This is a genomic window from Limnohabitans sp. YIMB22184 (genome assembly GCF_048020265.1).
Lineage (GTDB): Bacteria > Pseudomonadota > Gammaproteobacteria > Burkholderiales > Burkholderiaceae_C > Limnohabitans_A.
Genome location: NZ_CP171843.1, coordinates 887,745 through 912,607 on the forward strand (window position 1 = coordinate 887,745; position 24,863 = coordinate 912,607).

At 59.9% G+C, this 24,863-nt stretch carries 24 protein-coding genes and 3 tRNA genes; 20 read left to right on the forward strand and 7 right to left on the reverse strand.

Going from position 1 to position 24,863, the window contains the following annotated elements; all coding sequences use genetic code 11:
- Positions 1-39 precede the first annotated feature (39 nt).
- Positions 40-957 (reverse strand): SPFH domain-containing protein, encoded by a 918-nt coding sequence (locus ACHEXL_RS04225; protein WP_416560782.1) that lies wholly within the window; start codon positions 955-957, stop codon positions 40-42.
- Between the two features lie 36 nt (positions 958-993).
- Positions 994-1,413: an NfeD family protein gene (locus tag ACHEXL_RS04230; RefSeq protein WP_416560783.1), complete on the reverse strand. Its 420-nt coding sequence runs from the start codon at positions 1,411-1,413 to the stop codon at positions 994-996.
- 122 nt (positions 1,414-1,535) lie between these two features.
- Between ACHEXL_RS04230 and dusA the strand changes: the two genes are divergently transcribed.
- On the forward strand, positions 1,536-2,537 hold the full coding sequence (gene dusA / locus ACHEXL_RS04235) for a tRNA dihydrouridine(20/20a) synthase DusA (RefSeq protein ID WP_416560784.1): 1,002 nt from the start codon (positions 1,536-1,538) through the stop codon (positions 2,535-2,537).
- Positions 2,538-2,546: 9 nt separating this feature from the next.
- Here the strand turns inward: dusA and ACHEXL_RS04240 are convergent, their stop codons facing one another.
- Entirely contained in the window at positions 2,547-3,182 is a 636-nt protein-coding gene (locus tag ACHEXL_RS04240; protein ID WP_416560785.1) for a GntR family transcriptional regulator, read from the reverse strand.
- 169 nt (positions 3,183-3,351) lie between these two features.
- Between ACHEXL_RS04240 and scpA the strand changes: the two genes are divergently transcribed.
- The 5 genes from scpA to ACHEXL_RS04265 are packed head-to-tail and all read left to right on the forward strand — an operon-like array spanning position 3,352 to position 10,657.
- A complete protein-coding gene (scpA, locus tag ACHEXL_RS04245) occupies positions 3,352-5,529 on the forward strand; it encodes a methylmalonyl-CoA mutase (RefSeq protein WP_416560786.1) in 2,178 nt (725 codons plus the stop codon).
- On the forward strand, positions 5,526-6,554 hold the full coding sequence (gene meaB / locus ACHEXL_RS04250) for a methylmalonyl Co-A mutase-associated GTPase MeaB (protein WP_416560787.1): 1,029 nt from the start codon (positions 5,526-5,528) through the stop codon (positions 6,552-6,554). The genes scpA and meaB overlap by 4 nt, the downstream gene beginning before the upstream one ends.
- Positions 6,555-6,572: 18 nt before the next feature.
- Positions 6,573-8,105, forward strand: a complete 1,533-nt coding sequence (locus ACHEXL_RS04255; RefSeq protein WP_416560788.1) for an acyl-CoA carboxylase subunit beta — start codon at positions 6,573-6,575, stop codon at positions 8,103-8,105.
- Positions 8,106-8,125: 20 nt separating this feature from the next.
- Entirely contained in the window at positions 8,126-10,174 is a 2,049-nt protein-coding gene (locus tag ACHEXL_RS04260) for an acetyl-CoA carboxylase biotin carboxylase subunit (protein ID WP_416560789.1), read from the forward strand.
- On the forward strand, positions 10,175-10,657 hold the full coding sequence (locus ACHEXL_RS04265) for a VOC family protein (protein ID WP_416560790.1): 483 nt from the start codon (positions 10,175-10,177) through the stop codon (positions 10,655-10,657).
- A 79-nt stretch (positions 10,658-10,736) separates the two neighbouring features.
- On the opposite strand, the gene rsxB is transcribed toward ACHEXL_RS04265, so the two are convergent.
- The 3 genes from rsxB to ACHEXL_RS04280 form a co-directional block, all read right to left on the reverse strand.
- Positions 10,737-11,426, reverse strand: coding sequence for an electron transport complex subunit RsxB (gene rsxB / locus ACHEXL_RS04270; RefSeq protein ID WP_416560791.1), 690 nt, complete (start codon positions 11,424-11,426; stop codon positions 10,737-10,739).
- Positions 11,427-11,431: 5 nt separating this feature from the next.
- On the reverse strand, positions 11,432-12,898 hold the full coding sequence (phaZ, locus tag ACHEXL_RS04275) for a polyhydroxyalkanoate depolymerase (RefSeq protein ID WP_416560792.1): 1,467 nt from the start codon (positions 12,896-12,898) through the stop codon (positions 11,432-11,434).
- Positions 12,899-13,067: 169 nt separating this feature from the next.
- Positions 13,068-14,264 (reverse strand): amino acid aminotransferase, encoded by a 1,197-nt coding sequence (locus tag ACHEXL_RS04280; RefSeq protein WP_416560793.1) that lies wholly within the window; start codon positions 14,262-14,264, stop codon positions 13,068-13,070.
- Positions 14,265-14,392: 128 nt separating this feature from the next.
- Here ACHEXL_RS04280 and uvrB point away from each other — a divergent pair, with 128 nt between their 5' ends.
- From uvrB to ACHEXL_RS04350, 14 genes are all read left to right on the forward strand, one after another.
- The gene (uvrB, locus tag ACHEXL_RS04285; RefSeq protein ID WP_416560794.1) at positions 14,393-16,510 is read left to right on the forward strand and encodes an excinuclease ABC subunit UvrB; all 2,118 of its coding nucleotides are present in this window, start codon (positions 14,393-14,395) and stop codon (positions 16,508-16,510) included.
- A 125-nt stretch (positions 16,511-16,635) separates the two neighbouring features.
- Entirely contained in the window at positions 16,636-17,172 is a 537-nt protein-coding gene (gene iscR, locus ACHEXL_RS04290) for a Fe-S cluster assembly transcriptional regulator IscR (RefSeq protein WP_416560795.1), read from the forward strand.
- A 19-nt stretch (positions 17,173-17,191) separates the two neighbouring features.
- Positions 17,192-18,409: an IscS subfamily cysteine desulfurase gene (locus tag ACHEXL_RS04295; RefSeq protein WP_416560796.1), complete on the forward strand. Its 1,218-nt coding sequence runs from the start codon at positions 17,192-17,194 to the stop codon at positions 18,407-18,409.
- A 32-nt stretch (positions 18,410-18,441) separates the two neighbouring features.
- Complete coding sequence (iscU, locus tag ACHEXL_RS04300) at positions 18,442-18,828, forward strand: Fe-S cluster assembly scaffold IscU (RefSeq protein WP_019429402.1); 387 nt, start codon at positions 18,442-18,444, stop codon at positions 18,826-18,828.
- A gap of 1 nt (position 18,829) precedes the next feature.
- Positions 18,830-19,153 (forward strand): iron-sulfur cluster assembly protein IscA, encoded by a 324-nt coding sequence (iscA, locus tag ACHEXL_RS04305; RefSeq protein WP_108427864.1) that lies wholly within the window; start codon positions 18,830-18,832, stop codon positions 19,151-19,153.
- Positions 19,153-19,668 (forward strand): Fe-S protein assembly co-chaperone HscB, encoded by a 516-nt coding sequence (gene hscB, locus ACHEXL_RS04310; protein ID WP_416561305.1) that lies wholly within the window; start codon positions 19,153-19,155, stop codon positions 19,666-19,668. Before iscA ends, hscB begins: the two co-directional genes overlap by 1 nt.
- Before the next feature lie 16 nt (positions 19,669-19,684).
- A complete protein-coding gene (hscA, locus tag ACHEXL_RS04315) occupies positions 19,685-21,562 on the forward strand; it encodes a Fe-S protein assembly chaperone HscA (protein WP_416560797.1) in 1,878 nt (625 codons plus the stop codon).
- A gap of 27 nt (positions 21,563-21,589) precedes the next feature.
- Positions 21,590-21,928: an ISC system 2Fe-2S type ferredoxin gene (fdx, locus tag ACHEXL_RS04320; RefSeq protein WP_416560798.1), complete on the forward strand. Its 339-nt coding sequence runs from the start codon at positions 21,590-21,592 to the stop codon at positions 21,926-21,928.
- A 16-nt stretch (positions 21,929-21,944) separates the two neighbouring features.
- Positions 21,945-22,655, forward strand: coding sequence for a DNA polymerase III subunit epsilon (gene dnaQ / locus ACHEXL_RS04325; protein WP_416560799.1), 711 nt, complete (start codon positions 21,945-21,947; stop codon positions 22,653-22,655).
- A gap of 88 nt (positions 22,656-22,743) precedes the next feature.
- A tRNA-Val gene (locus ACHEXL_RS04330) sits at positions 22,744-22,818 on the forward strand.
- 148 nt (positions 22,819-22,966) lie between these two features.
- Positions 22,967-23,422 carry a MerR family transcriptional regulator gene (locus ACHEXL_RS04335; protein ID WP_416560800.1) on the forward strand — a complete coding sequence of 152 codons (456 nt, stop codon included), beginning with the start codon at positions 22,967-22,969 and terminating at the stop codon, positions 23,420-23,422.
- A 27-nt stretch (positions 23,423-23,449) separates the two neighbouring features.
- Positions 23,450-23,526: transfer RNA gene (locus ACHEXL_RS04340), tRNA-Pro, on the forward strand.
- Between the two features lie 231 nt (positions 23,527-23,757).
- Positions 23,758-24,387, forward strand: a complete 630-nt coding sequence (locus ACHEXL_RS04345; RefSeq protein ID WP_416560801.1) for a response regulator transcription factor — start codon at positions 23,758-23,760, stop codon at positions 24,385-24,387.
- Entirely contained in the window at positions 24,384-24,632 is a 249-nt protein-coding gene (locus tag ACHEXL_RS04350; RefSeq protein ID WP_416560802.1) for a hypothetical protein, read from the forward strand. The genes ACHEXL_RS04345 and ACHEXL_RS04350 overlap by 4 nt, the downstream gene beginning before the upstream one ends.
- A 106-nt stretch (positions 24,633-24,738) precedes the next feature.
- Here the strand turns inward: ACHEXL_RS04350 and ACHEXL_RS04355 are convergent.
- A tRNA-Asn gene (locus ACHEXL_RS04355) sits at positions 24,739-24,814 on the reverse strand.
- Positions 24,815-24,863 lie beyond the last annotated feature (49 nt).

The following is a 24,863-nucleotide window of genomic DNA, read 5'->3' on the forward strand; positions in this document are numbered from 1 at the left end:
AACCCGCCTCGGCGGGTTTTTTGTGTCTGTAGGGCCGCTTTAACCTGCTTGTTTGCCGGTGCTCACCATTTGCATGGCCGAGGCGATCAGCCCGGACACTTCGGTCATGTTGCCCGGCACGATGAGTGTGGTTTTGGCGTCTTGCGCCACTTTGCCGTAAGCCTGCACGGCTTGCTCCGCCACCTTGAGTTGCACCGCCTGCTCGCCCCCGGGCTGGCGGATGGCAGCGGCGATGCGCTCGATGGCTTGGGCCGTGGCGTTGGCCATTTCGGTGATGGCGGCGGCATCGCCTTGGGCTTTGTTGATGGCGGCTTGTTTCTCACCCTCTGATCGCGCAATGAAGGCCTCGCGCTCGCCCGTGGCGATGTTGATCTGCTCCTGGCGGCGGCCTTCGGACGCCGCGATCAGGGCGCGTTTTTCACGCTCGGCCGTGATTTGCGACTGCATGGCCAGCAAGATTTCCTTGGGCGGTGTCAGATCCTTGATCTCATAGCGCAGCACTTTCACGCCCCAGTTGAGCGCTGCCTCGTCGATGGCGGCCACCACCTGCGCGTTGATGATGTCGCGCTCTTCAAAAGTCTTGTCCAGTTCCAGTTTGCCGATCACGCTGCGCAGGCTGGTTTGCGCCAGTTGCGTCACGGCCACGATGTAGTTGGACGAGCCGTAGCTGGCCAGCTTGGGGTCGGTCACCTGAAAGTACAGAATGCCGTCGACCTGCAGCTGCGTGTTGTCGCGGGTGATGCAAATCTGGCTTGGCACATCGAGCGGGATTTCTTTCAGGCTGTGCTTCTGGATCACGTTGTCGACAAAAGGCACCACAAAGTTCAGGCCCGGGGCCAGGCTGGCGTGGAATTTGCCCAGCCTTTCGACCACCCAGGCTTCTTGCTGTGGCACGACTTTGACGGTCTTGACGATGAACAAGACCGCGATGATTACGAGGACTGCTGCGACTTCCATGGTTTTTCTCCCTATTGAGTGGTTGGAGCGGTGTGCTCAGATTTTCTCGAGGACCAGGCGGTTGCCCGCGATGGCCTGAATGCGGTGTGCACCCGGTGCGGGGCTCTGGCCCGGGGCCAGCTCGGCACTCCAGGCCGCGCCCCGGTGCAAGACCCGTGTTGTGCCCTTTGCGTCCCAGGTCTCGACCATCACAGTGGCCCCCAGGTCCAGATGCTGGTCTTGCGCTTCTTGTGGCGTGGCGGCTTGGCGCTTACGCCATTGGCCCAGCAGCACGGCCCCAAGGCCACCCACGACCGCCCCCACCACGAGTTGGGTGGTCAGGCCATAACCCGCCATCGCGGTCAAGGCTGCCGCCACGGCGCCCAGGCTCAGCATCAGCAGGTAAAAAGTGCCGGTCACCAGCTCCAGTGCCACCAGCACACCGGACAGGACCCACCACATCGTTGCGTTGCTCATCTTTCCCCTCCAGAATTTTTTGTCTTGTCAGCCTTGCGACCACTGGTATTTATACGCCGTCCCAACGGGCGCTTGCCCGTGCCTGGGTCAAGTCCGGCACCAGCCAAGGATAATCCCTCCCTATGCATTTCCCTGAACCCCAACGCTGGCGCCTGTCCGTCGCCCCCATGATGGACTGGACTGACCGTCATTGCCGTTTTTTCCATCGCCTGCTGACCCGCCACACCCTGCTCTACACCGAGATGGTGACCACCGGTGCCTTGCGCCATGGCAGCGTGCAGCGGCACCTGCGCTTCAATGCCGAAGAACACCCCGTGGCGCTGCAATTAGGCGGCAGCGATGCGGCCGACCTGGCCCACGCCGCCAAGCTGGGGCAGGCGTGGGGCTACGACGAGATCAACCTCAATTGCGGCTGCCCCTCAGACCGTGTGCAGCGTGGCGCTTTTGGCGCTTGCCTGATGAACGAGCCGCGCACCGTGGCCGACGGTGTCAAAGCCATGCTGGACGTGGTGGATGTGCCGGTCACGGTGAAGCACCGCATTGGCATTGACCGCATCGAAAGCTACGACTTTGTGCGCGACTTTGTGGGCACGGTGAGCGAGGCGGGCTGTCGGGTGTTTATCGTGCATGCCCGCAATGCCTGGCTCGACGGCCTGAGTCCCAAGGAAAACCGCGAGATCCCGCCGCTGCGTTACGAGCTGGCTTATCAGCTCAAAAAAGACTTTCCGTCGCTTTTGATTGCCGTGAACGGCGGCATCAAGACCAACGAAGAGATCGCGCAGCATTTGCAGCAGGCCGACGGTGTGATGGTGGGCCGCGAAGCCTATTACAACCCTTGGCTGTTGGGCAGTTGGGACGCTGCGTTTTATGGCGATGCCAACGAGGTGCCCAGTCGCGAAGCGGTGGAGGAGGCCATGGTGGCTTACATGGAGCGGGCTTTTGCCGAAGATGGCTGCCCTTGGTATGCGATCGCGCGTCACATGCTGGGCCTGTACCACGGGCAACGCGGTGGGCGTTTGTGGCGTCAGGTCTGGAGCGACCACAAGCTCAAGCCCTTGCCGCCGCGTGAGGTCTGGCAGCTGGCCCGCGCTGCGCTGGCGCGGGGTGCGGTGGTCACCGACTGACCATCAGATTTATTGCGCGGCCTGCAAACCGTTCATGAAGTGCGCCGACATGCGTTCGGCCGCTTGCTCAGGCTGTCGCTCGGTCAGGGCCTGCACGATGGCGCGGTGTTCGGCTAAGGATTGCTCAATGCGGCCCTGTTTGAACAGCGAGCTGTGGCGGTTGAGCTTCATCACTTTGCGCAGGTCGGCCACCATCTGGTCGCGCCAGCGGTTGTCGGCCAATTCCAGCAGCAGCATGTGAAAGGCTTCGTTGATCTCGAAAAAGCGGTCCCGGTCGTGGGTGGCTTTTTCCAGGTCCGCGTGCAAAGCGCTGATCTGCGCTAGCTGCTCGGCGCTGGCGTTCTGTGCCACTACGCGGGCAGCGTCCGACTCCAGCAAAGCCAGCAGGTGGTACACATCGCGCAGGTCTTTTTCGCTGACTTCGGTCACGTAGGCGCCGCGGCGCACCTTCATCGTCACCAGGCCTTCGGCCGCCAGCACCTTCAGGGCTTCACGCAGCGGGGTGCGGCTGATGCCCAGGGTCTCGGCAATGCGCAATTCGTCGATCCAGCTGCCTGGCTCCAGTTCGCGCGCAAAAATGCGCTGGCGCAGGAGTTCGGCCACTTCTTCGTACAGGGCGCGGGGGGCAAGGGACAGGGCAGACATGGTGTGAGCGGTCGAGGCGGGGGCAGGTCAGGGCGTTTCAGATGCTGAATTGTAAGCCGGTTAAAATATTCTGCATCAATAATTATGAATCACGGTACTTGTAAGCCGGTAGGCAGTTGCAAGCTGCCAAAATCCGGACCAGTCATTTTTGTCCCGAAAGCACAGCGCCATGACGTCTCCATCTTTTGAATTCAACGCCTCCAATCTGGAAGCCTGGCAAAAAGCAGCCGCCAAATCCGCCCCGGGTGGCGATGTGTCGGCCCTGAACTGGAAGACGCCCGACGGCATCGTCGTCAAACCGCTCTACACCGCCGAAGACACGGCCCAGCTGCCGTACGCCAACACGCTGCCGGGTTTCGAGCCCTTCCTGCGCGGCCCGCAGGCCACCATGTACGCGGTGCGCCCCTGGACGATCCGCCAGTACGCTGGTTTCTCGACGGCCGAAGAATCCAACGCCTTCTACCGCAAGGCCTTGGCCGCTGGCGGGCAGGGCGTGTCGGTCGCGTTTGACCTGGCCACGCACCGCGGCTACGACTCCGACCATCCGCGCGTCACGGGCGACGTGGGCAAGGCCGGCGTGGCGATCGACTCGGTCGAGGACATGAAGATCCTGTTTGACCAGATCCCGCTGGACAAGGTCAGCGTCTCGATGACCATGAACGGTGCGGTGCTGCCGGTGCTGGCGGGCTATGTGGTGGCCGCTGAAGAGCAGGGCGTCTCGCAGGACCAACTGAGCGGAACGATTCAGAACGACATTCTGAAAGAGTTCATGGTGCGCAACACCTACATCTACCCGCCCGAGCCGTCGATGAAGATCATCGGCGACATCATCGAGTACACGAGCAAGAACATGCCCAAGTTCAACTCGATCTCGATCTCGGGCTACCACATGCAGGAAGCCGGCGCCAACCAGGCACTCGAGATGGCTTTCACCCTGGCCGACGGCAAGGAATACGTCAAGACCGCGATTGCCAAGGGCATGGACGTGGACGACTTTGCCGGTCGCCTGTCCTTCTTCTGGGCGGTGGGCATGAACTTCTACCTGGAGATCGCCAAGATGCGCGCGGCCCGGCTGCTGTGGTGCCGCATCATGAAGGGCTTCAACGCCAAGAACCCCAAGAGCCTCATGCTGCGCACGCACAGCCAGACGTCTGGCTGGTCGCTCACCGAGCAAGACCCCTACAACAACGTGGTGCGCACAACCATCGAGGCCATGGCGGCCGTGTTCGGCGGCACCCAGTCGCTGCACACCAACAGCTTTGACGAAGCGATTGCCTTGCCCACCGAATTCAGCGCCCGCATTGCCCGCAACACGCAGCTCATCATCCAGGAAGAGACCCACATCACCAACGTGATCGACCCCTGGGCTGGCAGCTACATGATGGAGTCGCTCACCCAAGAGATGGCCGACAAGGCCTGGGCGATCATCGAAGAAGTCGAAGCCATGGGCGGCATGACCAAGGCCGTGGGCAGCGGCTGGGCCAAGCTCAAGATCGAAGCGGCTGCGGCGGAAAAGCAGGCCCGCATCGATTCGGGCAAAGACGTCATTGTGGGCGTGAACAAATACAAACTGGCCAAAGAAGACCCGATCGAGACGCTGTCGATCGACAACGTGCGCGTGCGCGACGGCCAGATCGCACGCCTCAAAGCCATCCGCGCCAGCCGCGACAGCGCCAAGGTGCAAGCCGCGCTCGACGCGCTGAGCGCCGCAGCCGAATCCGGCCAAGGCAACCTGCTCGACTTGTCGATTCAGGCCGTGCGCCTGCGTGCCACGGTCGGCGAGGTGTCGGATGCGCTGGAAAAAGCCTTTGGCCGCCACCGTGCCGACACGCAAAAAGTGACGGGCGTGTACGCTGCGGCCTATGACGACGGTGAAAACGTGGGAGACACCATGGAATACTGGAACCAGCTCAAAGCCGACATTGCCGCTTTTGCCGAAGCGCAAGGCCGCCGTCCCCGCGTGATGATCTCCAAACTCGGTCAGGATGGCCACGACCGGGGCGCCAAAGTGGTGGCCACGGCGTTTGCCGACCTGGGCTACGACGTGGACATGGGCCCCTTGTTCCAGACCCCCGAAGAGTGCGCCCGCCAGGCGATTGAGAACGACGTGCACGCTGTGGGTGTGAGCACGCTGGCCGCTGGCCACAAAACCTTGGTGCCCGCCATCATTGCCGAACTCAAGAAGCAGGGTGCCGACGACATCATCGTTTTCGTCGGCGGTGTGATCCCGCGCCAGGACTACGACATGCTCTACGAAGCAGGCGTCAAAGGCATCTACGGCCCCGGCACACCGATCCCGGTCAGCGCCAAGGATGTGCTGGAGCAGATCAAAAAGGCGATCGGGTGAGCCCTGAGCACTTGCTCGACGGGTTGCTCAATGGCAGCGCTGCCGTGCAGCGCCGCGCCATGGCCAAGGCCATCACCTTGCTCGAATCCACCCGCCCGGACCACCGGGCCTTGGCTGACGAGCTGCTCACGGCCATGCTGCCGCACACGGGCAACTCGTTCCGCTTGGGCATCAGCGGTGTGCCGGGCGTGGGCAAGTCCACCTTCATCGAAGCGCTGGGTTTGTATTTGATTGGCCAAGGCCACCGCGTGGCGGTGCTGGCGGTGGACCCATCGAGCAGCGTGTCGGGCGGGTCGATTCTGGGCGACAAGACCCGGATGGAGTTGCTCAGCGTGCACGAACGTGCCTACATCCGCCCCAGCCCCAGCAGCGGCACCCTGGGTGGCGTGGCCGAAAAAACCCGCGAATCGATGCTGGTCTGCGAAGCGGCGGGCTACGACGTGGTGATCGTCGAGACCGTGGGTGTGGGCCAGTCCGAGACGGCCGTGGCCAATATGACCGACATGTTTGTGCTGATGCAGCTGCCCAATGCGGGCGACGATTTGCAGGCCATCAAAAAAGGCGTGATGGAAATCGCTGATTTGGTGGTCATCAACAAGGCCGACATCGACGCGATTGCTGCCACCCGCGCTGAGTTGCAGATCACCAGCGCCTTGCAGCTTTTGGGCATGCACGGCAGCTCGGGTCATGCGCACGCCGACACCACCCAGTGGCACCCCAAGGTGGTGCAGCTGAGCGCTCTGCTGGGCCAGGGCGTGGACAGCTTTTGGGCGGCGGTGAGTGAATTCCGTGGCTTGCAAACCGCCAATGGCCGCCTGACCGCGCGTCGTCAACACCAAGCCCTGTCCTGGATGTGGGAGCGCATCGACGCCGGGCTCAAACAAAACTTTCGTGCCCAGCCGCGTGTTCAAACGCTGCTGCCCCAACTCAGCCAACAAGTCGCAGCGGGTCAATTGGCCGCGTCGACGGCTGCTCGTCAACTGCTCAGTGTCTACCAGGCACAGAGTGACCCCCCATCTTCCTGAAGAAAAGAGAGAGCCACCATGCAAGACATCATTGAACAACTGGAAAAAAAGCGCGCTGCGGCCCGCTTGGGCGGCGGGCAAAAACGCATCGATGCGCAGCACGCCAAAGGCAAGCTCACTGCGCGTGAGCGCATCGAGGTCTTGCTCGACGAAGGTACTTTCGAAGAGTGGGACATGTTTGTCGAGCACCGCTGCACCGACTTTGGCATGCAGGACAACAAGATCCCCGGCGACGGCGTGGTCACTGGCTACGGCATGATCAACGGCCGCTTGGTGTTTGTCTTCAGCCAGGACTTCACCGTGTACGGCGGTGCTTTGTCGGAAACCCACGCCGAGAAGATCTGCAAGATCATGGACCAGGCGATGAAAGTCGGTGCCCCTGTGATCGGTTTGAACGACTCGGGCGGTGCGCGTATTCAAGAAGGCGTGGCGTCCTTGGGTGGTTATGCCGACGTGTTCCAGCGCAATGTGATGGCCAGCGGTGTGGTGCCCCAGATCAGCATGATCATGGGTCCCTCGGCGGGTGGTGCGGTGTATTCGCCTGCTTTGACCGATTTCATCTTCATGGTCAAGGACACGTCTTACATGTTCGTCACGGGCCCCGAAGTGGTCAAGACCGTGACGCATGAAGAAGTGACCGCCGAAGAGTTGGGTGGCGCCCTGACACACACCACCAAGAGCGGCGTGGCCGACATGGCCTTCGAAAACGATGTGGAAGCGCTCTTGATGCTGCGCCGCCTCTACAACTACTTGCCGCTCAACAACCGCGAAAAAGCCCCTGTGCGCCCCAGTGGTGACCCGTCGGGCCGCCTCGACATGAGCCTCGACACCCTGGTGCCCGAGAACCCCAACAAGGCCTATGACATGAAAGAACTCATCGTCAAGACCGTGGACGATGGCGACTTCTTTGAGCTGCAACCCGATTACGCCAAGAACATCCTGATCGGCTTTGCCCGCATGGAAGGCCAGACCGTGGGCATCGTGGCCAACCAGCCTCTGGTGCTGGCCGGATGTCTCGACATCAAGAGCTCCATCAAAGCCGCCCGCTTTGTGCGTTTTTGCGACGCGTTCAACATCCCCGTCATCACCTTTGTCGACGTGCCCGGTTTCATGCCCGGCACCAGCCAGGAGTTTGGCGGCATCATCAAACACGGCGCGAAGCTGCTGTACGCGTACGCCGAGTGCACGGTGCCGAAAATCACCGTCATCACCCGCAAGGCCTATGGCGGCGCGTACGACGTGATGGCTTCCAAGCACCTGCGCGGCGACGTGAACTTTGCGTGGCCCAACGCCGAAATCGCGGTGATGGGGGCCAAAGGCGCGGTGGAAATCATCTTCCGCGAAGACAAGGGCGATCCCGAAAAGCTGGTCGCCAAAGAAGCCGAGTACAAAGCCCGTTTTGCCAACCCGTTTGTGGCGGGTGCGCGTGGCTTCATTGACGACGTGATCCAGCCGCATGAGACCCGCAAGCGCATTTGCCGTTCGCTGGTGATGCTCAAGGACAAGAAGATCGAGAACCCCTGGCGCAAGCACGGGAACATTCCACTGTGATGGCCAAGGAGAAGAACAAGATGTTTACCAAAATTTTGATTGCCAACCGCGGCGAAATCGCCTGCCGTGTCATCGCCACCGCCCAAAAAATGGGTATCCAGACCGTGGCCGTGTATTCCGAAGCTGACAAGGAGGCCCGCCATGTGATGCTGGCCGACGAAGCCGTGTTGCTCGGCCCCGCACCCTCGCGCGAGTCGTATCTGGTGGCCGACAAGATCATCGCCGCCGCCAAAGCCACAGGCGCACAAGCGATTCACCCTGGCTACGGCTTCTTGAGCGAGAACGCCGAGTTTGCCAAGCGCTGCGAAGACGAGGGCATTGCCTTCATCGGCCCACGCTATTTCTCGATTGCCGCCATGGGCGACAAGATCGAGTCGAAAAAGCTGGCGGGTGCCGCCGGTGTGAACTGCATTCCTGGCGTGAACGATGCGATTGAAAGCGCTGAGAAAGCGGTTGAAATTGCCAAGGGCATTGGCTACCCCGTCATGATCAAGGCTTCGGCTGGCGGCGGCGGCAAAGGCCTGCGCGTGGCCTTCAACGACAAAGAGGCTTTGGAAGGCTTCACCTCCTGCCGCAACGAAGCACGCAACAGTTTTGGCGATGACCGCGTGTTCATCGAAAAATTTGTTGAGGAACCTCGCCACATCGAAATCCAGGTGCTGGGCGACAGCCACGGCAACGTGATTTACCTGAACGAGCGCGAGTGCTCCATCCAGCGCCGCCACCAAAAAGTGATCGAAGAGGCGCCATCGCCCTTCATTTCTGAAGCCACCCGCAAAGCCATGGGCGAGCAGGCGGTGCAACTGGCCAAGGCTGTGAAATACCAGAGCGCTGGCACGGTGGAGTTTGTGGTCGGCAAAGACCAGAGCTTTTACTTCCTGGAGATGAACACCCGCCTGCAGGTGGAGCACCCGGTGACCGAAGCGATCACGGGTCTGGACCTGGTCGAGATGATGATCCGTGTGGCCGCTGGCGAGAAGCTGCCGATCGAGCAGAAAGACGTCAAGCGCAACGGCTGGGCCATCGAGTGCCGCATCAACGCTGAAGACCCGTTCCGCAACTTCCTGCCTTCCACGGGCCGCCTGGTGCGTTTCCAGACGCCCAAACAAACCATGTTCCAGGCCAACACCGCTGACCTGCTGGGCGTGCGCGTGGACACGGGCGTGCAGGACGGCGGCGAGATCCCGATGTTTTATGACTCTATGATCGCCAAGCTGATCGTGCACGGCAAAGACCGCAACGACGCGATCGCCAAAATGCGCGAAGCCCTGAACGGCTTTGTCATTCGTGGCATCAGCTCCAACATCCCGTTCCAGGCTGCTTTGCTGGCGCACCCGCGTTTTGTCTCGGGTGAATTCAACACCGGCTTCATCGCCGAGCAGTACGGTAAGGGCTTCCGTGCTGAAGACGTGCCGCACGACGACCACGATTTCCTGGCCGCACTGGCCGCCTTTGTGCGCCGCAAGTCGCGCGAACGTGCCGCTAACCTCAGCGGTCAGTTGCCCGGCTACGACGTCAAGATCGGTCAGGACTATGCGGTGGTCGAGTTGGGGCAGGGCGGGCAGAACCGCTATGTGTCTGTGCATGTGGACGAGTTCCCGGGCAAACCCGGCGTGGCGCAGATCACGGTGGACGGCAAAACCTATGCCATGCAGAGCAACTCGCGCCTGAACGACATCCGCATTGAAGGCACTTGCAACGGCAAACCTTTCACTGCGCAAGTCGAGCGCGGTACCTTGAAGAACCCCTTGGCCCTGCAGGTGCAGCACAACGGCACGCGCATCGAGGCCTTGGTCATGTCGCCCCGCATGGCCGAGCTGCACAAGCTCATGCCTTACAAGGCCCCGCCGGACCTGAGCCGTTATGTGCTCTCGCCCATGCCCGGTTTGCTGGTGGACGTGGCGGTGCAGCCTGGCCAGAAGGTGCAGGCGGGCGAGCGTGTGGCCGTCATCGAAGCCATGAAGATGGAAAACGTGCTGTTTGCTGCGCAAGATGGCGTGGTCAAGAAAGTGGTGGCCGTCAAAGGCGAATCGCTCACCGTGGACCAGATGATTGTGGAGTTTGAATAAATGACGCGCCCTTTCAAAGTGCTGGGCGTCCAGCAGATCGCCATCGGCGGGCCCGACAAGGCCCGCTTGAAAAAACTCTGGGTCGACATGTTCGGCCTCGAAGTGACCGGCACCTTCCAAAGCGAACGCGAGAACGTGGACGAAGACATCTGCGCCATCGGCTCTGGCCCCTTCAAGGTCGAGGTCGACCTGATGCAACCGCTGGACCCCGAGAAAAAGCCCGCCGTGCACACCACGCCGCTCAACCACATTGGCTTGTGGATCGACGATCTACCTGTGGCGGTCGAGTGGCTCACGTCACAAGGCGTGCGCTTTGCACCCGGCGGCATCCGCAAGGGCGCAGCCGGTTTTGACATCACCTTCTTGCACCCCAAGGCGAACGACGAGTTCCCGATTGGCGGCGAGGGCGTGTTGATTGAGCTGGTGCAAGCGCCGCCTGAAGTGGTCCAGGCGTTTGCAGCGTTGGCCAGCAACGCGCACTGACTTGCTCCGGACCTGAGGCCCTGATCTGCTGGGGTTACAGGTCGTTGGCTTTGTCCCCAAGATGTTTTTGAAAAGCCCGTCAGACCCCGGTCTGCCGAGCTTTTGCTTTGGCCAGTGCCGCCTCGATGATGGCGCGTTTGCGGTCCACTTCAGGGGCATTTTCTGTGCCTTTGGTGTGGGCTGCCAAATCGGCCAGCTTGTGCTCGGCTTTGGCTTGTAATTGCCTTTGGTGCTCGGCTTCTTCGCGCACCAGGCGTTGCTGGCGTGAGGTGTAGCGTTCGCGTGCGGTGTGGGCTTGTTCCGCAGACCAAGCAGCCCAGCCGGTTTGCGTGCCAGTCACGTTCTCTAGCGCGATGCAGTCCACCGGGCACACCGGAATGCACAACTCGCAGCCCGTGCACCAGGGCTCGATCACGGTGTGCATCAGTTTGTTGGCGCCCAAAATCGCGTCGGTCGGGCAGGCCTTGATGCACAGCGTGCAGCCGATGCACCAGGCTTCATCAATGATGGCCACATGGCGGGGGCCTTCGATGCCATGTTCGGGGTTGAGGGATTCCACTGGCTGACCCGTCAGCGCAGCCAAGCGCTCAATACCGGCTTGTCCACCCGGCGGGCATTGGTTGATGGGCGCTTGCCCATTGGCCATGGCTTGGGCATAGCTGGCGCAGTCGGGATAGCCGCACCGCGTGCACTGCGTCTGGGGCAGGGCGTCGTTCAGCAATAGAAAAAGCGCCTGGGTCTCAGGCGCTGTTTGTAGCAAAGCGGGCATGGGCCTCAGGCTTTTTTCTTGGGCTCAACCCAAGCGGTTTTGACCGAGGTCTTGGGTGGGGTGACGGCCGCGGCTTTGCTGGTGACTTTGGCCGCAGGCTTGATGGCGGTCTTGACCACCGCTTGGGTGGGTTTGGTTTCCACAGCCTTCTTGTCAGCTGGGCTGGCCGACTTGGGTGGGGCCGCTACTGCGCCCTTGGCTACCACCTTGGGCGCGTGATTCAGGATGAATTTGACCAGTTGCGGGTACACGATGTCGCGCCAGCGGCGGCCACTGAAGATGCCGTAATGACCAGCGCCGGGCACTTCCAGATGCTGGCGTTCACTGGTGGGCACGCCGCTGCACAGGTCTTGTGCGGCGCGTGTTTGGCCTGAGCCGGAGATGTCGTCCAGCTCGCCTTCCACGGTCATCAGCGCGGTGGTCTTGATGTCTTGCGGGCGCACGCGCTCGATCTTGCCGTCCACACCTTTGACGTCCCAAGTGCCGTTGACCAGTTTGAATTCCTGGAAGACGGTTTGGATGGTCTCCAGGTAGTAATCGGCGTCCATGTCAAGGACGGCGTTGTACTCGTCATAGAACTTGCGGTGGGCTTCGGCGCTGGCGTCGTCACCCTTGATCAGGTCTTTGAAGTAGTCGTAATGGCTGGTGGCGTGACGGTCAGGGTTCATGGCCACAAAGCCGGTGTACTGCAAGAAGCCGGGGTACACGCGGCGACCCGCGCCGGGGAAGGACGGTGGCACGCGGTAGATCACGTTGTTCTCGAACCACTCGAAGCTCTTGTTGGTGGCCAGGTTGTTCACCGATGTGGGCGACTTGCGTGCATCGATGGGGCCGCCCATCATTGTCATGGACAGCGGCGTCTTTTCGCCGCGGCTGGCCATCAGGGACACGGCGGCGAGCACTGGCACCGTGGGCTGGCAAACGCTCACCACATGGCAGTGGCCATAGATGGACTGCAGGTGGCGGATGAATTCCTGCACGTAGTTGATGTAATCGTCCAGGTGGAACTCGCCATCGGACAGAGGCACCAGGCGGGCGTTTTTCCAGTCGGTGATGTAGACTTTGTGGTCTTGCAGCATGGTCTTGACGGTGTCACGCAGCAAAGTGGCGTAGTGGCCCGACAACGGCGCAACGATCAAGACCGCAGGTTGGGCCTTGAGCAACGTCAAGGTGGCGGGGTCGTCCGAGAAGCGTTTGAAACGGCGCAGCTCGCAAAAAGGCTTGTCGATTTCAACGCGCTCATGGATGGCGACATCGGTCTTGTTGACCTTCACGGTCTTGATGCCGAACTCTGGTTTTTCGTAGTCCTTGCCCAGACGGTGCATTAGGGCGTAACCGGCTGAAACGCGCTGAGCCAGAGGGGTTTGCGCCATGGGATTCAAGGGGTTGCTGTACAGCTTGGCTGCAGCTTGGGCCAGATCGGAGAAAGGCTCCATGATCGAGCGTTGGGTTTCAAAAATCTGATAAAGCATGTGGCAGTTTCCCTCGCGACAAATGGTGCGCTGCAGCAATACTACAGGAGACCATCCGGTATTTTTTGAGTTTGATCCCTAATCGGCAGTCACTTTCCGGACCGCCCAAAAAGAAACCGCCCCGTCGGGGGCGGTTGCAAGCCAGGTGTCAGACTTGATAGGGATGAAGTCAGACGACTTTGGCAATCGCAGCGCACACGTAGTCGATGTTTTTGCTGTTCAGCGCGGCCACGCACATGCGGCCGGTGTCAGTGCCGTAAACGCCAAACTCGGTCCGCAGGCGCACCATCTGGTCCTTGGTTAGGCCCGAGTAGCTGAACATGCCGATCTGCTGGGTGATGAAGCCCATGTCTTGTTGGACGCCAGCCGCTTTCAGTCCATCGACCAGCTTCTGGCGCATGGCCTTGATGCGCACGCGCATTTCGGCCAATTCTTGCTCCCACTGGGCACGCAACTCGGGGTTGTTCAACACAGCCGCCACCACGGCACCGCCGTGGATGGGCGGGTTGGAGTAATTGGTGCGGATCGCGATTTTCAATTGCGACAACACGCGGGAAGCTTCTTCCTTGTCAGACGCCACCACCGACAGGGCACCCACGCGCTCACCGTACAGGCTGAAGCTCTTGGAGAACGAGGTGGACACGAAGATGTTGAGGCCTGCGGCTACGAACTTGCCAATGACAGCGCCGTCCTCTTGAATACCGTGGCCAAAGCCTTGGTAAGCCATGTCGAGGAACGCCGTGAGGCCCTTGGCCTTGACGACCGCAATGACCTGGTCCCACTGGGCGTCGGTGATGTCGTAGCCGGTGGGGTTGTGGCAGCAGGCGTGCAGCACCACGATGGTGCCGGCAGCGGCAGCGTTCAGGCTGGCCAGCATGCCGTCGAAGTTCACGCCGCGCTTGGTCGCGTCGTAATAGGCGTAACTCTCGACTTCAAAACCAGCGTTCACGAAGATGGCGCGGTGGTTTTCCCAGCTGGGGTCGGAGATCATCACTTTGGCATTGGGGCTGACTTTCTTCAAAAAGTCGGCACCGATTTTCAGGCCGCCTGTGCCGCCAATGGCTTGCACGGTGGAGACGCGACCGGACTTGACCACATCCGAATCCGCGCCAAACACCAAAGCCTTGACCGCGTTGTCATAGGCCACGATGCCGTCGATGGGCAGGTAGCCACGCGCTGTGGGGGTGGCCATCATGGTTTTTTCGGCTGCTTGTACGCATTGCAGCAGGGGCAGTTTGCCGTTGTCGTCGAAGTACACACCCACGCCCAGGTTCACCTTGTTGGGGTTGGTGTCGGCGTTGAATTGTTCGTTCAGACCCAGGATCGGGTCGCGGGGGGCCATTTCGACGGCGGAAAACAGAGACATGGAAAGTCCTTGGATTGTGTTCAGTGGTGGCAGGAAACCCGTTCCTCGGTTAGGCTTTCGGGTTGTTCCTGATTTTAACGGCCCCCGCCGCCTGGTTTGGCCAGGCCGCGCTTACAAAGATGTCCACCGTGCCCGAAGTTCCTGTTGTTGAAGTTGTGTCTGATGCGGACAAGTACGCAGCGGGGAAGTTCGTCAGTTACCCCGGCTCCCCGTTTGAGCTGTACCAGCCCTATCCGCCCGCAGGCGACCAGCCGGTCGCCATCGAGGAGTTGGTGGAAGGGGTGCACGACGGCGAGGTGTTCCAGACCCTGCTGGGCGTGACCGGTTCGGGCAAGACCTTCACCATGGCCAACGTGATCGCCCAGCTGGGGCGGCCCGCCATCGTGTTTGCGCCCAACAAGACACTGGCTGCGCAGCTGTACAGCGAGTTCCGCGAGTTTTTCCCCAAGAATGCGGTCGAGTATTTCGTCAGTTACTACGACTATTACCAGCCCGAGGCCTATGTGCCGCAGCGCGATTTGTTCATCGAAAAAGACTCGGCCATCAACGAGCACATCGAGCAGATGCGGCTGTCGTGCACCAAGAGCATCATGGAGCGGCGCGATGTGGTGATCGTGGCCACCGTGTCGGCCATCTACGGCATTGGCGAGCCCGAGAGTTACCACCGCATGATCATGACGCTGCGCACGGGCGACAAGCTGGGTCAGCGCGAAGTGATCGCGCAGCTGATCCGCATGCAGTATCAGCGCAACGACATGGAGTTCAGCCGGGGCAAGTTCCGGGTGCGCGGCGACACGATCGACGTCTTCCCGGCCGAGCATTCGGAGTTGGCGATTCGCATCGAGCTGTTTGACGACGAGATCGACAGCCTGCAGCTGTTTGACCCCCTCACCGGACGTATCCGCCAGAAGATTCCGCGCTTCACGGTCTACCCGTCCAGCCACTACGTGACGCCACGCGACAAGGTGCTGGCGGCGGTCGAGACCATCAAGCTGGAGCTGGCCCAGCGCCTCAAAGAGTTAGTGGGCATGGGCAAGCTGGTCGAAGCGCAGCGGCTGGAGCAGCGCACCCGGTTTGATCTGGAAATGCTGTCCGAAGTCGGGCATTGCAAGGGCATTGAAAACTACACCCGCCATTTGTCGGGTGCAGCGCCTGGCGACCCGCCCAGCACGCTGACCGATTACATGCCGCCCGACGCCATCATGTTCCTGGACGAGAGCCACCAGATGATTGGCCAGCTGAACGCCATGTACAACGGCGACAAGGCGCGCAAGACCACGTTGGTGGAATATGGTTTTCGGCTGCCCAGCGCGCTGGACAACCGCCCGCTCAAGTTCGAAGAGTTTGAAAAGCGCATGCGCCAGTGCATTTTTGTGTCGGCCACCCCCGCCGACTATGAAAAAACGCATGCGGGCAAAGTGGTTGAGCAGGTGGTGCGTCCCACTGGTTTGGTGGACCCTGTGGTGGAGGTGCGCCCTGCCACGCACCAGGTCGACGATGTGCTGCAGGAAATCCGCATCCGGGTGGACAAGAACGAGCGCGTTCTGATCACGACGCTCACCAAGCGCATGGCCGAGCAACTGACCGATTACCTGAGCGACAACGGCGTGAAAGTGCGCTACCTGCACAGCGATGTGGACACCGTGGAGCGGGTTGAAATTTTGCGTGATCTGCGCTTGGGTGCTTTCGACGTGCTGGTGGGCATCAACCTGCTGCGCGAGGGCCTGGACATTCCCGAGGTGTCGCTGGTGGCCATTCTGGACGCGGACAAGGAAGGCTTTTTGCGGGCCGAGCGCAGCCTGATCCAGACCATTGGCCGCGCCGCCCGCAACCTGAACGGCCGGGCGATTTTGTACGCCGACCGCATCACCGAGTCCATGAAAAAAGCCATGGGTGAAACCGAGCGGCGGCGCATCAAGCAATTGGCGCACAACGAGGCCATGGGCATCACGCCCCAGAGCATCGTCAAAAAAGTCAAGGATCTGATCGACGGCGTGTACAGCGAAAAATCGGGCAAGGAAGCCGAGCGACTGGAGCAGGCCGCGCTGCAGCGGGCCAAGGTCGAGGACATGAGCGAAAAGGACATCGCCAAAGCCATCAAGCAGCTCGAAAAACAAATGATGGAGCACGCCCGCAACCTCGAGTTCGAAAAGGCCGCCCAGGTGCGAGACCAGTTGACCATCCTTAAAGAGCAGGCCTTTGGTGCCACAGGCGGCGACAACGTCGTGCCTTTGATTCGGGCTTAAGAAGCCAGTGAATGACCCTATAACCCGAGTGATTTGATCGGGATTGCGTTATACTTGACTCGTTTAGTCGGGATCCTGCTCAGGCAGGCCAAAGACCAAGCCCCCAACCACTTCAGGAGTCTGCTATGCGTCTTACCACCAAAGGCCGTTTTGCCGTCACCGCCATGATCGATCTGGCCCTGCGCCAAGATGCCGGCCCCGTGACTTTGGCTGCCATCAGCCAGCGCCAACAGATTTCCCTGTCCTATCTGGAGCAGCTCTTTGGCAAGCTGCGCCGCCACAACCTGGTTGAGTCTACTCGGGGCCCCGGAGGCGGTTACACCCTGGGCCGCAAATCCACCGACATCACCGTGGCCGACATCATTTTGTCGGTGGACGAGCCCATCGACGCCACCCATTGCGGCGGCAAGGAAAACTGCAACGGTGGCGACGGTCGCTGCATGACGCACGACCTGTGGGCTTCGCTCAATTCCAAAATGGTCGAGTTTCTGGACTCGGTGTCTCTGCAAAAGCTGGTGGACGACCAGCTGGCCAAGGGTCTGGTGGTCGAAAACAAACCCACCCTCAAGCGCGCCATTGCCCCCATGCCCGTTTCCAAGCCCATTCGCCTGACAGCCCCCAATTCTGTGTTCGACCTGGGCAACGTGTTTGCCAAATCCTGATTGAAAAGAAGACCCTGCTATGACCACGCCCCACTTCCCCATTTACCTTGACTACGGCGCGACCAACCCTTGCGATCCTCGCGTTGTGGACGCCATCGTCCCTTGGCTGCGCGAGCACTTTGGCAACCCTGCTTCACGCAGCCACGCCTGGGGCTGGGAAGCCGAAGCCGCTGTTGAAACCGCCCGCGAGCAAGTGGCAGACCTGATCGGCGCAGACCCCCGCGAAATCGTCTGGACCAGCGGCGCCACCGAGTCCAACAATCTGGCCATCAAGGGCGCAGCGCATTTCTACAAGTCACGCGGTAAGCACCTGATCACCGTCAAGACCGAGCACAAAGCGGTGCTGGACACCATGCGCGAGCTGGAGCGCCAGGGTTTTGAAGTCACTTATATGGACGTGCAGGCCGATGGCTTGCTGAACATGGATGCGCTCAAAGCTGCCATTCGCCCTGACACCATCCTGATCAGCGTGATGTTCGTGAACAACGAAATCGGCGTGATCCAGGACGTGACCGCCATTGGCAATCTTTGCCGCGAAAAAGGCATCGTCTTCCACGTGGATGCCGCGCAAGCCACGGGCAAGGTCGAGATCGACATGACCCAGCTGCCCATCGACCTGATGAGTCTGGCCTCCCACAAAACCTATGGCCCCAAAGGCATTGGCGCTTTGTATGTGCGCCGCAAGCCCCGCATTCGCCTGGAAGCGCAAATGCACGGCGGCGGCCACGAGCGCGGCATGCGCTCGGGCACCTTGCCCACCCACCAGTGCGTTGGCATGGGTGAGGCCTTCCGTATCGCCAAGCTGGAAATGGCCCAAGACAACGCCAAGGCGCGTGCCTTGCACGACCGCCTGATCAACGGCCTGAGCGACATGGAGCAGGTGTTTTTGAATGGCCACGCCACGCAGCGCGTGCCGCACAACATCAACATGAGCTTCAACTTCGTCGAAGGCGAATCGCTGATCATGGGCATCAAAGGCCTGGCCGTGTCGTCTGGCTCGGCCTGCACTTCGGCCAGCCTGGAGCCCAGCTATGTGCTGCGTGCCTTGGGCCGCAGTGACGAGTTGGCCCACAGCAGCTTGCGCATGACGATTGGCCGCTGGACCACTGAAGAAGATATTGACTACGCGATCAAGACCATCCGCGAGAACGTGGCCAAGCTGCGCGAACTCAGCCCTCTGTGGGAAATGCACAAGGATGGCATCGACCTGAGCACCATCCAGTGGGCCGCTCACTGAGTTCACATTGACCTGAATACGGAGAAAACACCATGGCTTATTCTGAAAAAGTGGTCGACCACTATGAAAACCCCCGCAACGTGGGTTCTTTTGACAAAGGCGACGACAGCGTGGGCACCGGCATGGTCGGTGCACCGGCTTGCGGCGACGTGATGAAGTTGCAAATCAAGGTCAACCCGCAAACCGGGGTGATCGAAGACGCACGCTTCAAGACCTACGGTTGCGGCTCGGCCATCGCCTCCAGCTCACTCGTCACCGAATGGGTCAAGGGCAAAACGCTCGACGAAGCAGCGGCCCTGAAGAACAGTCAGATCGCCGAAGAGCTGGCGCTGCCACCTGTCAAGATCCATTGCTCCATCCTGGCCGAAGACGCCATCAAGGCTGCCGTGGATGACTACAAAAAGAAACACCTGAACTGACATGGCCATCACACTGTCTGCTGCCGCCGCACGGCACGTGAACCGCTACCTGGCCAAGCGTGGCTCGGGTGTCGGTGTGCGCCTGGGCGTCAAGACCACCGGCTGCTCGGGTCTGGCTTACAAGCTCGAGTACGTGGACGAAATCGCCCCTGAAGACGTGGTGTTTGAAGGTCACGGCGTCAAGGTGTTGGTGGACCCCAAAAGCCTGGCCTACATCGACGGCACCGAACTCGACTTCGTGCGCGAAGGCCTGAATGAGGGCTTTCGCTTCAACAACCCCAACGAGCGTGACCGCTGCGGTTGCGGTGAGTCGTTCCGCGTGTGATCTCGCTGCAAGCCAACGACTTCGAGCTGTTTGACGTGCCGGTGCAGTTCGCGCAGGACCGCGCACAGCTCGACGCCCGTTGGAAAGCCCTGCAGCGCGAAGCCCATCCCGACCGCTTCGCCGCCGAAGGCGCAGCCGCCCAGCGCGTGGCCATGCAGTGGTCGGTGCGCATCAACGAGGCGTACCAGCGCCTCAAAGACCCGCTCAAGCGCGCCGCTTATTTGTGTGAGCTGCGCGGAGCGCCCGTGCAGGCTGAGAACAACACGGCCATGCCTGCTGCATTCTTGATGCAGCAAATGGAATGGCGTGAAAGCCTGGACGATACGGAATCCGCTCAAGGATTGGAAGCCCTGGCGGATGAAGTGTCTGCCGAGCAGCGCCGTGTGCAGCAAGAATTGGCCCGTTTGCTGGATGAAGCCCAAGACCCTGTGCAGGCCGTGGGGCAGGTGAGGGCGCTGATGTTCATCGAGCGCTTCACGCAAGAAGTGAACGCTAAACTCGACCGATTGACCTGAATTTTCCCGATTGACCATGGCCTTATTGCAGATATCCGAACCGGGCCAGTCGCCCGACCCGCACCAGCGTCGCATCGCGGTGGGCATTGACCTGGGCACCACCCATTCGCTGGTGGCTTCGGTGCGCAACGGCGTGGCCGAGTGTTTGCCCGACGACGATGGCCGCGTGATCCTGCCTTCGGTCGTGCGCTTCATGCCGGGCCAAGGTCGCCAGATCGGCTTTGACGCGGTGCAGTCGGCGGCCACTGACCCGGTCAACACCATCGCCTCGGTCAAGCGTTTCATGGGCCGTGGCCTGAACGACATCGCCGACCGCAGCAAACTGCCTTATGAGTTCACCGCCAGCGAAGGCACAGCCAAGGGTGGCATGCTCAGCATCCAAACGGTGCAAGGCCCCAAATCGCCTGTGGAGGTGAGTGCCGAAATTTTGGCCACCCTGCGTTACCGCGCCGAAGACACCTTCAACGACGACCTGTACGGCGCGGTCATCACTGTGCCTGCCTACTTTGACGACGCCCAGCGCCAGGCCACCAAAGATGCCGCGCAACTGGCCGGCTTGAACGTGCTGCGCCTGATCAATGAACCCACGGCTGCGGCGATTGCCTATGGCCTCGACAACGCGAGCGAAGGCGTTTACGCCGTGTTCGATCTGGGCGGCGGCACCTTCGACATTTCGATCCTGCGCCTGACGCAAGGCGTGTTCGAAGTGCTGTCAACTGGCGGCGACTCGGCCTTGGGCGGTGACGATTACGACCAGGCCCTGGCCGACTTCGCCATGGCCCAGCAGCCTGGCTTGCAAGCCGCCACAGCCGAAGACAAAACCCAACTCAAGGCAGCGGCCCGTGCAGCCAAAGAGGCTTTGACCAACGCCGACACCGCCAGCCTGAATGTGGCTCTGTCCACCGGCGCTTTGTCGGTGCAAATCAGCCGCGCCGATTTCGAGCAAGCCACCCAGGCCCTGACGGCCCGCTGCATCACCGCCGTTCGCAAAGCGCTGCGTGATGCAAAACTGGAAAAAGAAGACGTGCAAGGCGTGGTCATGGTGGGCGGCTCCACCCGCATGCCGCAAATCCAGCAAGCCGTGGCCGACTTTTTTGGTCAGGCCCCGCTCAACAACCTCAACCCCGACGAAGTCGTCGCTCTGGGCGCGGCCATTCAGGCTAACCAATTGGCGGGCAACAACGCCGCTGGCGAACTGCTTTTGCTGGATGTGATCCCGCTGTCCTTGGGTATCGAAACCATGGGCGGCCTGGTCGAGCGCATCATCCCGCGCAACCAGACCATCCCCACCGCCATGGCGCAAGACTTCACCACCTACCAGGACGGCCAGACCGCGCTGGCGCTGCATGTGGTGCAGGGCGAACGCGATCTGGTGCAAGACTGCCGTAGCCTGGCCCGCTTTGAGTTGCGTGGCATCCCACCCATGGCCGCAGGTGCTGCCCGCATCCGCGTGACTTTCACGGTCGATGCCGATGGCCTGCTGAGTGTGGGCGCCAAAGAACAAATCAGCGGTGTCGAAGCCCGCATCGATGTCAAGCCCTCGTATGGCCTGAGCGACGATCAGATCGCCACCATGCTGCAAGAAAGCTTCACCACCGCCCAAGCCGACATGAAGGCGCGTGCCCTGGTCGAGGCACGGGTCGACGCCGATCGCATGCTGCTGGCTACGCGCAGCGCCTTGGCGGCCGACGGCCATTTGTTGCAAGCGCAAGAGCGCAGCGCGATCGACGCCCTGATGGCCACCTTGCAAGCGGCTATTCAAACTGAGCAAGACGCCCAAGCGCTGGAATCCTGCACTCAGGCGCTGGCCAAGGGCACTGAAGCCTTTGCTGCCGAGCGCATGAACCACAGCATCCAGAAAGCCCTGGCCGGTCAAAACATTCAGGCTTTGTAAGAGCCAGTTCCCACTGCAAAGACACCTATGCCCGTCATCAAAATCCTGCCCCATCCTGAGTATTGTCCCCAAGGCGCCGAGATCACCGCGCCTGCTGGCACCAGCATTTGCGAAGCGCTGCTCGACAACCACATCAACATCGAACACGCTTGCGACATGAGCGCGGCCTGCACCACCTGCCATGTGGTGGTACGCGAAGGCTTCAACACACTCAATGAGATGGAAGAAACCGAGGAAGACCTGCTCGACCGCGCCTGGGGCCTGGAGCCCAACTCCCGTTTGAGCTGCCAGGCCTTTGTGGCCAAGAGTGATTTGGTGATCGAAATTCCGCGTTACACCATCAACCACGCCAAAGAACTTCACTGAGCCGGAGTGACCATCCATGCGTCAAATCGTTCTGGACACCGAAACCACGGGCCTTTCGGCCGAGGGCGGTGACCGCATCATCGAGCTGGGCTGTGTGGAGCTTTACGCGCGCAAGCTCACCGGTAACAACCTGCATTTCTATTTCAACCCTGAGCGCGACAGCCACGAGGACGCGCTCAAGGTTCACGGCATCAGCAACGAGTTTTTGCGCGACAAGCCCAAGTTTGCCGAACTGGCCGAAGACATCCTGAACTACTTGGCCGATGCCGAGCTCATCATCCACAACGCGGCGTTTGACATTGGTTTTTTGAACAAAGAACTTGAACGCGTCGGTAAAAAGCCTTTGAAGGCCTATGTCAGCAACGTGATCGACACCTTGGCCCTGGCCAAGGAAATGTTCCCCGGCAAACGCAACAGTCTCGATGCCCTGTGCGATCGCCTGGAAGTGGACAACTCGGGCCGTACGCTGCACGGCGCCTTGCTCGATGCCGAGCTGCTGGCCGACGTCTACATCAACATGACGCGCGGGCAAGAGGCTTTGTTGATCGATGCGGGCGATACGCCCAGCGATTCGCAAAGTGTGCTGGTGCAAGTGGACTTGCGGCAATACGCTTTGCCCATCTTATCGGCCAATGCACAAGAGGTGGCCGCGCACGAAGAGGTGCTGTCGCAACTCGATAAGTCCAGTGGCGGTAAAACCGTTTGGCGTCAATTACACGCCGCTTGAGGCCGCTGACAAGAATTCATTTTTTGCGCATGCAGGTCAATTCGACGGTATTTTTATGCGATAATTCAGACCTTCGCTGAGAAGCGTAGGGCGGTTAGCTCAGGGGTAGAGCACTGCATTCACACTGCAGGGGTCACAAGTTCGAAACTTGTACTGCCCACCAAAAAATTCCCGATACAAAAGCACTTGAGAGAAATCCCAAGTGCTTTTTGTTTTGTCTGTCGACTTTTTCGCTCCGCGTTGATTCGTCTGGACGCCGGTGTCTGAGTTGCAGTAAGCTACAAGGCTTTCCACGTAACTTGTTGTCGTTCATGGACAGTCCGCTTCCCTCCATCCCAGCTAAGCGCTACTTCACCATCGGTGAAGTGGGCGAATTGTGTGGCGTCAAACCGCACGTTTTGCGCTATTGGGAGCAGGAATTCACGCAATTGCGGCCCGTCAAACGCAGAGGTAATCGCCGCTATTACCAACACCACGAAGTGTTGATGATCCGGCGCATCCGTGACCTGCTTTACGACCAAGGTTTCACCATCAGCGGTGCACGCAATCGATTGCAAGAGTTGGTTCAGACTGATCGCCAGCTGAGACGTGATGCTTCTGAAGGCTTTGATCCTGCTGATTTGCGCAGCCGCTCAGACGCGCTGTCTAAGCAGCCGGGTGATCAGCCGGTTTCGGCGAGGTCCGAATTTTTCTTTTCCGAGATCGCTTCTTCACCTCTTCATCAAGAGCTGCTTGAAATTAGAGCCTTGCTCACGCTTGAGGTCTGATTTATCCGGTTATAATTTAAGTCTTGTCGGCGTGTAGCGCAGCCTGGTAGCGCACTTGCATGGGGTGCAAGGGGTCGCGAGTTCGAATCCCGCCACGCCGACCATTTTTGATAAAACATCAACGAGCTAAACCTTATCAGGTTTAGCTCGTTTTTGTTTGTGCGCTTAAATCCTTTCTGTATCCTTTTGCTGCTGTCAGCCTGAGCGAAGCGATGGCGAGGCGTGCTGACTTTGAGGTTCTTGGGTAAAAATATGGCTCAATGTCCCCAAATAGGGGTGGCCAAGGCGGCTTCTCGAGCCTAATATTGACAACTCTGTTAATTTTGTAATTTCAAATGAGTGCCTCCACTCGCGGTCATGTGTACGTTGTCGATGACAATTCTGACATCCGTGTTTATCTGACCGATTTGCTTGGGCAGATGGGTTATAGCATTGAGGGCTATGAGAGCGCGCAAACGTTCCTGCAGCAATCCTTTGACATGTTCCCGGCGGTTTTGGTGCTGGATGTGCGCATGCCCAACATGTCCGGCATCGAGTTGCAGGAAAAAATGAAAACGTTGGGGCGGCATACGCCCATCATCTTCATCAGTGGTGAGAGCCAGTCCGAAGAAATCATCCGGGCTATGAAAGGCCAACCGATCGAGTTCTTGTTGAAGCCATTTCAGATTCAGGACCTGATTGACGCTATTGAGCGTGGGCTGGCTTTGGATGCCTTGAATCGGGAAATATTCATTCGAAAAAACGAGATACGCCGCAAGTGGCTGACTTTGAGTTCGCGTGAGCGCGCGGTGTTCACCTTGATGCTGGAAGGGCACACCAACAAGGGTATCTCAGAGCACCTGGACATCTTGCCCGATACGGCCAAAAAACACCGAGCCAACGTTTTGCAGAAGATGGAAACACCACAGCTGTCTGATTTGTTGGCTTTGTGCAAAGGTCTTGACTTGAAAGCGCTGGAGCCATGAACTCAGCCTGGGAACCCTGGTCCGAGGAAGAAGCTACTGTGCTGCAAAAGCTCAGGCTGGAAGCGCAGATTGACAGCACTCGATTTGCCGCAGAAAACGCAATTTCTAGTGCTCAATTGTTGCAGCTGGAAAGCGGCGGGGATTCCTTGTTCTATTCACCAGCCATCAAAGCGCATCTGGGTCGAAAACTGATCAAGAAACTTCAGGCACGATCCAGTGTGTCGGGCACACACAACCGGTTCTGAGCAAACCAGTCAAACAATGGAACATTTGCTTGGTTAGATGATGAGTGTTTCTTGATTTGATGCCAAAGAAAAAGCCTCTGCACGTGAATGCAGAGGCTTGTCTTTTTGGCTCCTCAACCTGGGCTCGAACCAGGGACCTACGGATTAACAGTCCGGCGCTCTACCGACTGAGCTATTGAGGAATAGCTTTGAATTATAGAGTGGTTTTTGGGCTGTTTTGAGAGGGGCGGC